This is a genomic window from Thermosporothrix sp. COM3 (genome assembly GCF_059696735.1).
Genome location: NZ_AP019376.1, coordinates 3,016,367 through 3,030,396, shown reverse-complemented (window position 1 = coordinate 3,030,396; position 14,030 = coordinate 3,016,367). Strand labels below are relative to the sequence as shown.

Here is a 14,030-nt window from a genome sequence, read left to right as displayed (position 1 = left end):
ATATTCTGGCAAAATATAATTGTCAAGCATATACTTCTATGTTAGAATGGATCTGCGACGATGGAGAATTTCTGTGGAAAGGATCTTTTACGATGAAAGAACAGACAACCTACCCCATTACATATGCCGTACTGGCATTCCTTGAGCGATGGGGGCCAAGCAGCGGCTATGACCTGAAACGAGGCTTCGATCATGCCCTTATCCCCTTCTTTGGCGCAGTGTACAGCCAGATCTATCATGAATTGCGCCGTTTACATGAACTGGGGTGGGTCGAAATGGAAGTAGAAGCAGATTCCTCTCGCCCCGCGCGTAAACGCTACACCATTACACAAGCAGGCCGAGAAGCGCTGCGAGACTGGCAAACCCAACCACTGGAAAAGCCTCAACTGCGGGACGAACTTTTCCTCAGAACCCTTTTCGGACAAGTCGCACCTCCGGGCGCACTTGCGGCCCGTTTTCGCGAAGCCATCGCATACCATGAACAGCAGCTTGCTCACGCTCAAGCCGAAGTACAAAGACATAGAGATGCACTTACGCAAACGCCTGAAACAGGTACAGAGCGCCTCGCACATGAACAGTACCTCGCATTGGTTGTCCTGTTCGAGCAACGATTTGAAGAAACATATTTGAACTGGCTTCAAGAAACACTTGCATTCCTCGAAAAACAGGAACAAACCTCTTCAGATGCCGAGAAAGCATAGTATTCTGTACAAAGCAGTGGTTTAGATCGCGACCGCTAAGAGGCAAGCATTGAGCCAATTCCGCTCGGCACCCACCGGCTTGCCTGTCGAGGCAAGTCGTCAACAAAGGGGAGCACACAACCGGGCATCTCAAATATATTCCGATGGGGGCAAGCGCTTCAAGCATTATTCACAGGGGGTAGATTTTTCTATCCGCGGAGGAGATTGACAGGGCTTTCCGGGCGCTTCTCTGTGGGACGAACAGCACACGCTAAGCCATTCATCTCAGAAAAGGGAAACTGTACTACATGAAAAGAGGCAGCAATGCATACTGCCTCTTCCCCGACCTGAGAGCGCCACTCACCGCCTGCCAGCAGGAACAAAGATCGGTTTCGCCTCAACCTGAACGCTCTGAAGCTCTCCTGAAAATGAGCTTTCCCGTACATGATGAATACAGAATTCCAGAGCGGGCCCCATTGTCATCTGTCTTTGCCAGAGAATGCTTTGTTGCTCGGCTCGGCCAGCCTGTACCAGCCGGTAAAACTGCTCGTAGCTCATCCCGGCAGGCTTACTCAACCAGGTAGCAGCACGAATCTCAGCCAGTCGTGCAAGCTCCACATCGCTCTCTTTCAGGCGGTAGAGCCCACCAGTTCCATTCCCTGCCAGACGCGCAACCTGATGATGTGGCTCCAGACAGCTTCCCGTGACGGCAGCTTCATCCAGCGGATCCAGTGCCGCCGAGTTCTTGACAAGATACCAATCCTCATATACTTCACTTTCCGCGGGCATCCAGGGGAGAGCCGCCATTTCCAGTACCAGCGATCCCCAAAAGCCCTCTGGCCTGCGCTCCTGCAATATCTGATGAAAAGCAATCAGCTTTTCCTGATACTCCTCCTTTACGACCTGCTCGGCCCGTTGATGCCAGAAAACATATGCCAGCATTCGTCCACGTCTCCTTTCATGCTGCTCTTCTTGACACTATACTGGAGAAAACTGTACAGGTCCACTTTTTGCCAAAAGAGAAGGACTCTCGGAGCAAGCCGCTACGATACTTCCTGCCACCTCTGGATCGCAACAACACAAGCCGCTCCACACGCAGCACGTTCAGCATGGCCATAAACGTGGGTCCGCTGCTCGCAGGCATCTGACAACCATCAACACAGATGCTGTCGGGATCACGAAGTCTTATGGTTGCTGTACATGCTGCGCTTTCGCGGAGGGATATCTTGAGGGACAACATGGCACAGCAATTGTGAGTCTCTATCTGATAGTCCTCAAAAAGAGCAGCACATTCCTGAAGATCTTGACCCGTATATTCCATAATTCGAGTGTTTAGAAACACAACAGTGTCAGCAGGATAGATAACCCAAAGGTCATCAGAAATGCATCACCATTTTACACGATCAGAGATGAACCTTCAGTTTTTTATCAGTCAGGCGGAATCCTGGTATTAGCGGAACCTCTATGGTACAACAGAGAAGAGAGGCAAATCCTCTCACTGGCAGTAGTTCATCAATACGTCATGAGGGCATGATGTCTATGGAAAGACAGCTTTTTGACAGACAGACAAGGAGGTTCCCTATGACTATGCGAGTAGGCTCGGGCGTACGCGTGCTTATCGTTCTCGCGCTGGCTCTGGGCTTCCTCTCGATGACCTCTCTACCGGCCAAAGCGGCGGAAGTGTGTACAGTTGATGGCACGATCGACAATCTCGGGAAGTACTGGCTCAACAACAACCTGTGGGGCAGCAATACAGGTTCGGGCACCCAGTGCACCTGGGATACATCCATCTCTGGCTCAACTCTGGCATGGGGAACGCGCTGGAACTGGACCGGCGAGCAGAATTCTGTGAAATCGTATGCCAGCGCGGTGCTTGGTTGGCACTGGGGCTGGAAGAATCCCAATACCGGCTTGCCTGAGCAGGTCTCGCAGAATACCAGCGTGGCGAGTAACTGGAGCTTTACCCTGACCGGCAACAGCGATAACCGGATGAATGTCTCCTATGATCTCTGGTTCCATCCCACCGCAAATCCTGGCAATGTGAACCCTTCTGATGAGCTGATGGTCTGGCTATACAAGTCAGGCTCGATCCAGCCAGTTGGCTCGCGTCAGGCAACCGTCACTATCGGCGGGACGACCTGGGAACTCTGGCGCGGAAACGCTGGCTGGAACGTCTTCTCGTTCGTCAGGACATCAAGCGTCACCTCGGCCTCGTTGGATCTGCGCGACTTTATCAATGATCTGGTAACACGTGGCTGGATGGACCCGAGCAAGTATCTGATCAGTGTCGAGGCGGGAACTGAGATCTTTACAGGAAGTGGTCAGCTCGATACAACCGCGTATAGCGTCGAGGTTGGCGGAAGCAGTGGCGGGAATCATCCGCCAGCCGTGAGCCTGACAAAGCCCGCCAATGGGGCCAGCTTTACCGCCCCGGCCTCGATTGATCTGGCCGCTGATGCGAGTGATAGCGATGGCTCTATCAGCAAAGTCGAGTTTTACAGCGGGAGCACGCTGCTGAGCACAGATACCAGCGCCCCCTACACCTACACCTGGGGGAACGTGGCGGCTGGCTCCTATACGCTGACTGCGAAGGCCTACGACAACACCGGAGCCGTTACGACGTCAGCGCCGGTAACGGTGACAGTGGGTAGCTCAGGTGGTGGCGCGACCTGCTCAGTGAAATATAGCGTGCTGAACCAGTGGGATACAGGGTTTACGGCACAGGTCAGTATCACCAACAACGGCAGCAGCGCAATCAATGGCTGGCGGCTAGGCTGGACCTGGGCCGGCAACCAGCGGATTACCAACGCCTGGAACGCTACTACCAGCCAGAATGGCAATCAGGTGACGGCAACCAACGCCAGCTATAACGCGACCATTGCGGCTGGTGGCGCGGTGAGCTTCGGCTTTAATGGCTCCTACAGTGGCTCGAATCCTCAGCCGAGCACGTTTACCCTGAATGGCAATCCCTGTAGTGTCAATTGATTGTACGCTTGAGTTCAGGAGGGCGTTCGCGCTCTCCTGGGCTTCTCCCCGACCGATCTCCAAAAGAACCGCATCGGCCTCCTGGATGAAAAAGCTCCCCCTGGCCCCGCTTGATCGTTTATCCTCGGAAGAGCGCGAGGCGCTCGTGGCCGTGGTTCCGGCTCTTGCTCGTATGATTAAGCCGGGAAGAACTGCCCCCTCACGGCGAAGAGCAACACATCAGGAAGAAAAGGAATGATCCAGGGAAGCCAGAAAGAGAGCTGTTGGCCGGCTCCAGCAGACATACGTTTTTGTCTCCGTGTAAAACGAAAAAATGGCAGGTGCTCGCTTGTTCTCCCTGTTCTTTCCACGTACAATGTAGGGTAGCATGAAAAAAGGTATAGCTCATTTCTGCGTGGAGAAAGAGCACATGAAAAAGGACGCTATGGGACAGCAGCCGTCTGAGAAAATGCAGCAATGGGAGCAGATGAAAGAACGAGTGTCGAGGATGGTCGATAGACTGGGCAAGCCGGTTGATAAAGGTATTGCCGAGACCATTATTGTGCTCAACTTGCTCGGGATTCCGACAAGACAATCATGTGCGGGACATCTGAAATGGGGAGTTGGAGCACCCTGGGTAGACATCGAAAGCAAGGATAAGAAGATTCAGGAGCTGATGGAAAAGGAGCGCTCTTTCATCAAAATGGCGAATAAACGACGAGAAGAGCAGGGAGGGAAGATAACGAACGAGGTCGCAAAGCTATACACACGGGCGCACAGGTATTCGCTTCAGGCGAAAAAAAGGCACGCCGTTATTCATCAACGTTTGCTTGATTTCCTGGCCACGTTTTATCAGGATCGAATCGTCCCCTATGATGTCCAGCTTATCGCCTATTTACGAGGAAACAGCACGATGTTGGAGAGTCATGGCGCAGGGCTTCAGGATGTCACTCCTCTACCACTCCGAAAGGAGCGTCTGGCTGCCTATCAACAGGAGATGAGGGACTTCACAGCCTTTCTAAAACAGCGTTTTTTTGAAGGGTAGCGCTCAGGAAAAGAGGAGCCAACAGCCCTGACGATATCTCTAACGCATTCTCTATTGAGCGATCCCACTTCCCAGGGGGCTTGAGAGGGGGTGCAAGCAATCGAGCATCATCCGCTTGCCTGCGCATTTGCTCCCTCCCCTGCTTCCCTGCCGACAGGTGTTCCTCTTCTTCCATATTCCATCGTGCAGCCGCCTGCAAAGCGAGGCAACCCTTCAATGAGTACTGTTACATCTCCGGCATCTCCATCATTCGTAGGGCGACCAAAAACGCGATAACACAGACAGAAATTATGCAGCCTTACCAGAGGACTCGTCATTGCACAACACCCCTTTTATCGAGCACAACCGATATTCAGAAAATCGCTCTTGACAGAGCTATCATTTTTATAGTAACTTATTTAATAGAAGAACAGAGAAAGTGAAGAGGTGAGGCACAACAAGACTTCACCTTGAAAGGATACATTGATGACTTTGGCTGAACAATTTCAGAAGTTATTGAGCCAACCGAATAACGCGATTGTGGCAGTGAACAGAGCTGAGGGCGGCCCGCAGATCACACCAATCTGGTACGTATGGGACGGTGAGAGCTTCTATTTCAGCACCACAAAGGATCGGGCAAAGTACCGGCTTATTCAACACGATCCCGCCATCTCGCTGCTCGTTGAGGACGGTCCCACCTATATCGCGGCCTATGGCAAGGCTGAAGTGCTTGAGGACAACCCGGAAGCTATAGCCAGAAAAATCCTTGAAAAATACGTCCCCGCAGACAAGGTCGAGGAATATCTACCGATGACGCAGGCACCCGGGCGAATTATCGTCAAGCTGCACCCGGATAAATTCGTCACCAGCAGTCAAGTGCTTATGCAGAGGGCATAGTTCATTTATAGCTAAAATCGAAGAAAACAGGTTTTCCGGCTTCCAGAAAATGTATAAGGAGGATGTGGCTTCACGCTACATCCCCTCTCGTATTCCATACACACAAACGAAACGATAACTTTCAGCAAGCCTGTCAGAAGCTGGAAGCGGAAAGAACAACCTCCGCTCAGCCTGGGTCCAAGCCCTCGCAGGGACAGACTGAGACACCCCCGATCTTTCCAGGCTTCAACGCCGCACCCGCCAGTAAGTCACTCCTGTACAGAGCGCTGCCAGAGTCAGCAATAGAGCGGTCGTAGCCAGTTGCAGCGGCCAGAAATGTTCATTGAAACGATGATACTTCACCAGTTCATGGAAATTTTTTTCATTGCATTGTCTGAGCGCTTCGCCGGTCAGCTTGTCGTCCGGGCAGGGATTATCCAGTACATTGATCGGTGTTTGACCATCCGCGCCGACCGTTTCCCGCGAGAGAATCAGATCATCGAGCCTATCATTCAGTATACCCACCACCTCCCCGTGCACTATTTTCCAGTTGTATTCAAGCTGACTTGAAGGAGGAAACAGGTAAGGATATCCATTCCAGATGGCGATTTGCAGAGGAATAAGCAGCACCAACGTGATAACCATCGCAGGCAACACGCGACGAACGATGGCTCCAATCATGACACCAAACAACAGGCCAAAGAGTACATTGGCAACCAGAACGCTTCCTCGTATCATGAAAGTTGACCAGGGAGAAAACGAAAACGTAGCATCTTGAACAAAGCTCCACCAGGTCGCCACGAGGGAAATCGCCCCAAACCCAAGCACAACCGCACTACCAAGCAGCATGAGGTTCGTACTCAGCCAGCGCGTGCGCGACATACTCTGCGTCCAGACAAACAAATGAGTACGCTTCTCGTATTCTCGCGCCAGCAAAGGTGCCCCAAGAAAGATCCCCACCACAAAGGGCAGTAGAGGGAACGACTGAAAAACAAGGCTATACCATGTCCGTGTAGTCAGCCCGGGCAAAACCACAAGGTTACAATCCCCTTTCTGCAAACAATGCGCTTCATTGGGCTGCTGATATACTGCATTCATTGTAGAAACATTCAATGCAAACAACGCCATCAAGATCAAAAGAGCAAGAATACCGAGTACAAGCATCCAGCGATAGTGCCGCCAGATCAGCCAGATCATGAGAACACCTCTTTCTGAAATGATGGGAGTATCGATGATGCATGGGCCTCCCAACTGCTTTCTTGCGTGGCGAGGTAGGCAAGCACAACCGTTTCGAGCGCAAGATCCTGCTGTTCCCAGGCAGGATGGCTCACGGCCTCATCCGTGCGCAGCAAGACGGTACTCTGTCTGCCGGTATGACTTGCCTGAATCACAGGATATGCTGTTGCAATAGCATCAAAACTCTCCGATGGCCCGATCAGTAACTTGTGCTGCTCCATAATATGCTCGATGCTGTCAGCCAACCTCACCTGTGACGCCGCAAGGATGATCAAGTAATCACAAAGTGCTTCGAGATCTGCAAGCACATGCGAAGAGATGAGGATGGTAAGAGAGCGCTCAAAAGCTAGCTCCATGATCACTTTACCAATTTCATGTTTTGCCAGTGGATCAATGTTGGAGAATGGTTCATCAAGGAGAAGCAGTTCAGGGTCTTTTGCCAGCGCCATAATGATTGCTACCAGAGCCTGTTGTCCACCTGAGAGCTTCCCGATCGTTTGTTTCAGGGGGAGCTTGAAGCGATCAACCAGGGAACGGGCAAGGGACTCATCCCAGGCCGGGTTTAGCTTTCTCCCTGCGATGAGGGTTTCACTCACGGTAAACTGGCGATACAATGAACATTCTTGAGCGACAAAACCAATATGCGGAAGCAGCATCGCCATATTGTGCGATGGTGTGCCAAGCATTTCTATGCTTCCCGTGCTCGGCCTGAGCAGCCCGGCGGCAAGGTGCAGCAAGGTGGTTTTACCTGCGCCATTGTTTCCAACCAGTCCCGCGATACATCCCCGAGGAAGCTGGATATTGCAGTTGCGCAGGGCCCAATGCGCGCCATACCGTTTCCCGAGTTGCTGAGCATGCAGGGCATTACTCACGACTTTTCCCCTATCCATTTGATATGATCCTCTCATCAAGGCTATAGAGACTCTAGCATGGATGAATACGCTTGCTAGGTGAGAGAAGGCTTATCCCCCTTCTGGAGCTGGCGAAGCGTGTCGGCAAAGAGAGCAGTGATATCCTCACTCTCCAGCCCTGCTTCAAACGCCTTATACAACCACCGCCGCAGTTCATGTCGCAGGGCTTCCTGTAGATCAGGATCTGACGAGTTTGCCAGGCTCTTCTGCACAAACGTTCCTAACCCCGGCCGACTCTCTACCAGCCCCTCATGCTCAAGTTCTCGATAGGCCTTGAAAACAGTGTTAGGATTGATAGCAATCTTTGAGACCACTTCTCGTACGGTTGGTAACTGATCTCCCGGCTTGAGTAATCCCAATCGTAAAGCTTGTTTCACTTGCTGCACCAACTGCATATATGGCGCTACGCCAGTGCGCTTCTCCAGATGAAACTCTATCATGTTCGGCCTCGTACCGTGCAAAACAACTAATGTACTAAATTGCTATGAACATAGTAGAAGTATAGCAGGGGAAAAAGCAGGGTGTCAAGGACAGCCGCTCAAAGTATCAGGGAAGCCATGCGGAGCATAAATCCGATTCAGGATAGGTTGCCTGTTCTCACAGAAACATGCGTCAGGACAGGCAGCCAGAAGTATTGAGAAATCCACCGCAAAGCAGAGAAAGCTTCCAAGCAGCCACCCCGCTTTGCGGCAGCAGGCAATCACGAAGCAGCCAGCCTCAAACGTTGGCCACTCCTCAGAACGAGGATCAGCACAAGCGCTTCGAGGATGCTCGATACAATGGCCAGGTACTCTACCCCGGCAGTACTGAGCACCAGTCCCCCCACACTTCCAGCACCCGCAATCCCCAAAAACATGACCATCGAGTTCAAAGAAAGCACAACGGTTGCCGCCTGAGGTTCGATTGAGACCAGATAACTATTGAGTGCGGGAGCACCGAGCCAGCTTGCCAGGCCCCACAGGAAGAAGAGCGCCACTACAAGGATATTGACCCCGACCGATTTCGGAAACAGCATCAACAGAGCGAAACTCAAGGTGTTGAGAATAAGGAAGCTATAGACGCCAATAAGGACCTGCCGTATTCCAAGACGATCGGTCAGATGACCACCTATCAGGTTGCCCATAACAGAAGCGATGCCAGAGCCGAAAAGCACTATGCTTAACGTGGCAGCATCAAAGGTGGTCAAGCGCTTCAAGAACGGCATAACATAGGTGAGCAGCATGTGACCGGCAACCAGCCCAAAGAAGGTAATCCCCAGGGCCTGCAACACCTGCTTTTTCCCGAGTAACTGAAAGCGTTCACGCCAGGTCACCATGTTCTCGACAGGGGGGATGTGAGGACACAGGATACCCAGGAATACGGTCACAATCGCGCCAAGCAACGCAACCAGTCCAAATGACATCCGCCAGCCGAAAAGGGTCCCTATCCAGCTTCCAAGCGGCAAGCCAAGCACCAGCGCACTTGTTGTACCGGCCAGAACAAGCGACATCGCACGCGCTCGAAGCTTTCCTTCAACCAGTTGGGCTACCGTTGCCATTGCTGTCGGCGTATAAAGCGCGGCCGCAAGCGCAGCCAGGAAACGGGTAAGAAAGAGCCACATGGCAGAGGGAGCAAAAAAAGCGAGCAGGTTCGCCAGGGAGAAAAGCACCATTGCCCCCAGGAGCACGCGCTTGCGAGGCAGATGCACCGTCACAGCGGCTAACAAGGGCGAGCTTAACGCATACGTCAGGGCGAACACAGTCACCAACTGCCCGACAACTCCCTGAGAGACCTTCATTTCTGCCGCAACCGTCGGCAACAGGCCAGCTACGAGATACTCATCAGTGCCAATGGCAAAGGTACCTAGCGCTAAAACAAGTATAAAGAAAAAAGGCACGTCTATTCCTCTCTTTCCAGAATAAAGCTTAGATATAGAGATACAATGAGTTATGTGCTGCTCTCAATGAGTAAAGGAAGGCGTTCACCCCCTTGACCGGCGACAGGCTCTCCTGTTCCGGGACACATTGGCTTCTGGCTATCTGCCGAACTCCTGTTTATAATAGAAGGACATCGCTCTGAAGAACAATAAGCAGTCAAGCAGCTTTGTCCCCTAAGCGACAAACAAGGGGATCTGTCAAATAGTGTCAGGAAAGAACGAAAACCAGAGAGGATAGCACGTATGGCAACCCGCCCGAAGACAATCGATCGCCGCGTAAAGAGAACGCGACAGGTACTCCAGCAAGCGTTCATGGATCTCAAAGCTGAAAAGGGGTTTACCGCTATCAGTGTGCAGGAAATAGCGGACCGAGCGAATATACATCGCGGAACATTCTATACGCACTTCCCCGACAAATACGCATTGCTCGATGCGATTCTTCAGGAGCGCTTTCGCACCCTGCTCGCCAGGCAGCTCCCTTCAGAGGAGCCATTGAGCCGAGAAAATCTACACCAGTTGATCTATGCTGTGCTCACGTATTTCCAGCGCGTATACCATCGCTGTCACCCCCTGCGGATTATTGATTCCTCCCTTGAGCGAACTGCTCAGCAAGAACTCTTCAATTTCCTGCTGATGCGGCTCAAACAGGAGCAGAAGGAATGGCGTGTCCCCCCGGAGATGATAGCCCGAGTGATGAGCTGGACCATTTGCGGAGCAGCCGTTCAGCTCAGTAAAGAGGATGAGACTGCATCCTTAGCACAGACAACGCACGACATTCTCTCTATCGTCATGGAGGGAGTAGATAATCTGGCCCTTATGCGTCACCAGCACAGGTAGGAGAGGGGTAGCGTTCCCTCTTCGTCTGAAGACGCGTGTGCCTGACGGGAAATATGAGCCCTTGCAAAGCAAAGATGCTCGGCTTCTCTCGTTGCTGCTCCCTCTTTTGCGAGGAACAAGGGGATTCTACAGGAAGCATACAAAAGCGCATCAATGCAGCGCTCGGCTTTTATATGCCTGCGGAAACGACCTTGCTTTCATCCACCTCATACGTTATACTGGTAGAGAGGATATTTTCCGGAGGAACCGCTTATCTCTGACACACGATGACACATTCTGCGGGAACCTGGTGCTCCCGCACTCTCGTGCACAGGTATCCGCACGACTCTAGAAGCCAGGTCAGCACATTTCTAACCCCAAAAAGGCGCTTTTTCCACCCGCAAAACGAGGCAAAAAACGGAGGTTCCCGCAAACCGGCCCAGCGACAGGCTTGTGAAGCGGTACGAGAACCCCGGCAGTCTAAATACCTTTTCTCCCTATCACGGGATTTGAACCTACCGTATTGTTCCTGCATCTCGGCCAGTAGCACAGCGTCTAAATACCTTTTCTCCCTATCACGGGATTTGAACGATCGATATCGGCTTGACTTTTGCCAATTTCTCTGGTATCCTTGTTTCTAACAAAGTTAGATTTTTGAATGGAAGTAGAAAATGACCCTGAAACAACGTCGAGAGCGCGAAAAACAGGCTATGCGGGATGGCATTCTCGCAGCCGCGCGCCACATCGCTCGACAACAGGGCTGGTCTGCGGTTACGATTCGCAAGATTGCGGAACATATCGAGTACAGCCCGCCGATGGTGTATGAGTATTTCGCGAACAAAGAAGATCTCCTTCAGGAGCTGGTTCGCGAAGGTTTTCATCTGTTGACGACAAGCATGCAGCGGGCATGCTACGCCACAGACGGTGAAGCGCTCTCACCTGAAGCACAATTAAATAAAATAGGGGATGCATACTGCCAGTTCGCCCGGGTCTATCCCGAACTCTATCAACTGATGCATGGTCTGGGAGTTGCGCTAGATTCACAGGAGCGAGTCCAGGCCGCTCAGGTATCATGTAAAATTGTTCTGGATACACTTATGCGGTGGGCACAAAGCAAGAATGTCACGCTGAAAAATCCCGAGGAGGCAGTTGAAGCGCTCTGGGCGCTCCTTCACGGATTAGTCACCCTGTTTATTGTTGATAGCTCTCAAAAAGAGGACGACCGAGCCGAACGCCTGGCCAAGCAAACGCTTCAGAGCCTGCTACAGGCATGGAGTTCCTCCGCCTGAGCGAGAGCCCTTTTTTGTTTATCCATTATCTAACTTTGTTCGATTTTCTATCGTCGTTCTATCCGTCACTCGAAGGGTGCGGGCACATCTGGCTGTTATCTAACTTTGTTCGATTTTCTTCCATTGTTCGGATAACAACTCAAAAGCCCGTCTCACATGGGGCCCCCTGAGAACGGCTGTCATGAAGGGTGAGGAGCCTTCTCACAACATCTCATTTACCAGTGAAAGAGGGAAAAAGATGAACAAATCACAGGAACTACACGTCATTTTCGGCACCGGCCCGGTCGGGCTCACTCTCGCTGAGGAACTGCTGGCCCGAGGCAAACAGGTTCGTCTGGTCAACCGCAGCGGCAAAGGAGCAGTTCCCGCCGGGGCGGAGCTGATTGCAGGCGACGTTTCCAATCCCACTGTGGCCCGTGAGCTCAGCCAGGGAGCCGCAGTCATCTACAATGCCACCCATGCGCCCTATGAGCGCTGGCCTGAAATACTTCCTCGTCTCCAGGAGAACATGATTGAGAGCGCGGCAATCCACGGGGCACGATTAGTTGTCATCGACACGCTGTACTTATATGGCGAAACGCATGGACAACCGATGACGGAAGAGACACCGCATACCGCCACATCTCGCAAAGGGCGGCTGCGAGCCGAACTTGCCTGGGGCTATCTGCAAGCACATCGGGTCGGCAAGGCACGCGTTACCATCGGGCGGGCCGCGGATTTCTTTGGCCCCCGCGTGCTCAATTCGTCTCTGGGACAATACGTCTTTCCCGCAGCCCTCTCGAAACAGCCAGTTCTGGTATTAGGAAACAGCGATCTTCCGCATAGCTACAGCTACATGCCCGATATCGCCAGAAGCCTGGCAACGCTCGGGGAGCGCGACGAAGCTTTTGGGAAAGAATGGCTCTTGCCTGTTGCCCCGGTGGTCTCGACGCGCACGATCATTCAATTGATTGAACAAGAACTGGGCTATCAGCTTCAGCTCTTCCCCATTCCGTCTATTGAATATGGCCAGGAGCAAGGCATTTTCGACCAGACCTTTATAGAAGAATACAGAGAGCTCTTCTACCAGCATACTGAGCCGCAAATTGTCGATTCAAGCGCGATTGAACGGGCCTTTGGGCTGCGCGCGACGCCGCTGAAGGAAGCGCTTGCGGCTACGATTCGCTGGTATCAAGAGCAGGCAAAGTAGGGACGCTCTCCCGGTCCGCAAAATGACAAACATTCGTCCATTCATACGGTATTCATATTCACAACCGGGGAATACGTCTCTCAGCAAGGGGCAAGAGAGAAGCGGCAGTTCACGGGAACGGTTTCCCTGGACTGCCGTCGGGCATAGTGTCGCTTCCCACCACAGAGTGAGAAGCGACTATTGCCCTCTTCAGCAATATCGTATTGCTATATTATTTGCCTGCTCCCCTTCGTCGTCTTCCTACAGCCCATGTTCTGCTATGTGCCTGCCCCAATGCGGTCGGCGGCCATCGAGGTCAGTGAAACCATACTCCTCAGAGAGATCCCAACTGCTCAGACTCTGGCCGGTTTTCGCAAAAACATCGGGATCGGATGCTAAGGCGACGACGGCGCGTCCGATAAAGCCGGGCGTTTCAGAAGCGGCAAAATGCGGATCAGTTTTAATCACCTCCTGCCAGTTGGCTTCTGTCACACCCCGTTTTTCCAACATCGCCTCAGAGCGCAAATAGCCGGGCGTCAGGGAAACCACCGCGACATGATATGGTCGCAACTCGGCGGCCAGCGCTTCAGCCAGATGGACATTTCCTACCTTTGCCAGACTATAGTACAGGTTGCCCCGGTAATGATATCCCACGCCATCCGTCACCTCAACGATTAATCCCTGCTTGCGTGCAACCATAAGCGGCGCCCCATAATAACTGCTTCTCAGATGGGTGAAAAGCGCTCGCTCCTGCATGAGCAACCCATGCGAGAGAGGAGTTTCCCAGAACGGCTTTTCCCAGTACTGCATAGAATTTATTCCCCAGAGATCATTGACCAGGATATCAAGCTGTCCGTTCTGCTCTTCCCCGACCCGTTGAAAGAGCTGGCGCACCTCTTCATCAACGCTGTAATCTACTCTGACGGCAATACCAACACCGCCACGCTCGGCGATTAACTCTACGGTCTCCTCAATTGTTTCAGGCCTTCCCATATCGGACGGCTGCTCGCGCGTACTGCGACCAGTGACATAGACGGTTGCGCCCGCTTCCCCAAGCATCAGCGCAATTCCGCGACCAGCACCACGAGTTGCCCCGGCAACAACGGCTACTTTGCCAGCTAAGGGTTTCATGCGTTCCCCCACTCCTTTCT

The 14,030-nt window shown here is 52.5% G+C and carries 14 protein-coding genes; 7 read left to right on the top strand and 7 right to left on the bottom strand.

Annotated features, from left to right (window positions below; genetic code table 11):
- The first annotated feature begins 92 nt into the window (after positions 1-92).
- On the top strand, positions 93-701 hold the full coding sequence (locus tag KTH_RS13150; RefSeq protein WP_497619197.1) for a PadR family transcriptional regulator: 609 nt from the start codon (positions 93-95) through the stop codon (positions 699-701).
- Between the two features lie 339 nt (positions 702-1,040).
- Here KTH_RS13150 and KTH_RS13145 read toward each other — a convergent pair whose 3' ends face one another.
- Positions 1,041-1,622: a hypothetical protein gene (locus KTH_RS13145; RefSeq protein ID WP_497619195.1), complete on the bottom strand. Its 582-nt coding sequence runs from the start codon at positions 1,620-1,622 to the stop codon at positions 1,041-1,043.
- A gap of 639 nt (positions 1,623-2,261) precedes the next feature.
- Here KTH_RS13145 and KTH_RS13140 point away from each other — a divergent pair.
- Both KTH_RS13140 and KTH_RS13135 read left to right on the top strand, forming a co-directional pair.
- Complete coding sequence (locus tag KTH_RS13140; RefSeq protein ID WP_497619193.1) at positions 2,262-3,665, top strand: GH12 family glycosyl hydrolase domain-containing protein; 1,404 nt, start codon at positions 2,262-2,264, stop codon at positions 3,663-3,665.
- A gap of 424 nt (positions 3,666-4,089) precedes the next feature.
- Positions 4,090-4,689 (top strand): hypothetical protein, encoded by a 600-nt coding sequence (locus KTH_RS13135; RefSeq protein WP_497619191.1) that lies wholly within the window; start codon positions 4,090-4,092, stop codon positions 4,687-4,689.
- A 107-nt stretch (positions 4,690-4,796) separates the two neighbouring features.
- Here the strand turns inward: KTH_RS13135 and KTH_RS13130 are convergent, their stop codons facing one another.
- A complete protein-coding gene (locus tag KTH_RS13130; RefSeq protein WP_497619189.1) occupies positions 4,797-5,006 on the bottom strand; it encodes a hypothetical protein in 210 nt (69 codons plus the stop codon).
- A 148-nt stretch (positions 5,007-5,154) separates the two neighbouring features.
- Between KTH_RS13130 and KTH_RS13125 the strand changes: the two genes are divergently transcribed.
- The gene (locus KTH_RS13125) at positions 5,155-5,565 is read left to right on the top strand and encodes a PPOX class F420-dependent oxidoreductase (RefSeq protein WP_497619186.1); all 411 of its coding nucleotides are present in this window, start codon (positions 5,155-5,157) and stop codon (positions 5,563-5,565) included.
- Between the two features lie 225 nt (positions 5,566-5,790).
- On the opposite strand, the gene KTH_RS13120 is transcribed toward KTH_RS13125, so the two are convergent.
- The 4 genes from KTH_RS13120 to KTH_RS13105 all read right to left on the bottom strand — a co-directional run bounded on the left by KTH_RS13120 (position 5,791) and on the right by KTH_RS13105 (position 9,567).
- Positions 5,791-6,741 carry an ABC transporter permease gene (locus tag KTH_RS13120; RefSeq protein ID WP_497619184.1) on the bottom strand — a complete coding sequence of 317 codons (951 nt, stop codon included), beginning with the start codon at positions 6,739-6,741 and terminating at the stop codon, positions 5,791-5,793.
- Positions 6,738-7,670: an ABC transporter ATP-binding protein gene (locus KTH_RS13115; protein ID WP_497619182.1), complete on the bottom strand. Its 933-nt coding sequence runs from the start codon at positions 7,668-7,670 to the stop codon at positions 6,738-6,740. The genes KTH_RS13120 and KTH_RS13115 overlap by 4 nt, the downstream gene beginning before the upstream one ends.
- Positions 7,671-7,726: 56 nt before the next feature.
- Positions 7,727-8,131 (bottom strand): GntR family transcriptional regulator, encoded by a 405-nt coding sequence (locus KTH_RS13110; RefSeq protein WP_111325103.1) that lies wholly within the window; start codon positions 8,129-8,131, stop codon positions 7,727-7,729.
- 260 nt (positions 8,132-8,391) lie between these two features.
- Positions 8,392-9,567: an MFS transporter gene (locus KTH_RS13105; RefSeq protein WP_497619180.1), complete on the bottom strand. Its 1,176-nt coding sequence runs from the start codon at positions 9,565-9,567 to the stop codon at positions 8,392-8,394.
- A gap of 282 nt (positions 9,568-9,849) precedes the next feature.
- Here KTH_RS13105 and KTH_RS13100 point away from each other — a divergent pair, with 282 nt between their 5' ends.
- From KTH_RS13100 to KTH_RS13090, 3 genes are all read left to right on the top strand, one after another.
- A complete protein-coding gene (locus tag KTH_RS13100) occupies positions 9,850-10,443 on the top strand; it encodes a TetR/AcrR family transcriptional regulator (RefSeq protein WP_111325100.1) in 594 nt (197 codons plus the stop codon).
- Positions 10,444-11,093: 650 nt separating this feature from the next.
- A complete protein-coding gene (locus KTH_RS13095) occupies positions 11,094-11,711 on the top strand; it encodes a TetR/AcrR family transcriptional regulator (RefSeq protein ID WP_111325099.1) in 618 nt (205 codons plus the stop codon).
- Positions 11,712-11,949: 238 nt separating this feature from the next.
- A complete protein-coding gene (locus KTH_RS13090) occupies positions 11,950-12,900 on the top strand; it encodes an NAD-dependent epimerase/dehydratase family protein (RefSeq protein WP_111325098.1) in 951 nt (316 codons plus the stop codon).
- A gap of 240 nt (positions 12,901-13,140) precedes the next feature.
- On the opposite strand, the gene KTH_RS13085 is transcribed toward KTH_RS13090, so the two are convergent.
- The gene (locus tag KTH_RS13085; protein WP_111325097.1) at positions 13,141-14,010 is read right to left on the bottom strand and encodes an SDR family oxidoreductase; all 870 of its coding nucleotides are present in this window, start codon (positions 14,008-14,010) and stop codon (positions 13,141-13,143) included.
- Positions 14,011-14,030 lie beyond the last annotated feature (20 nt).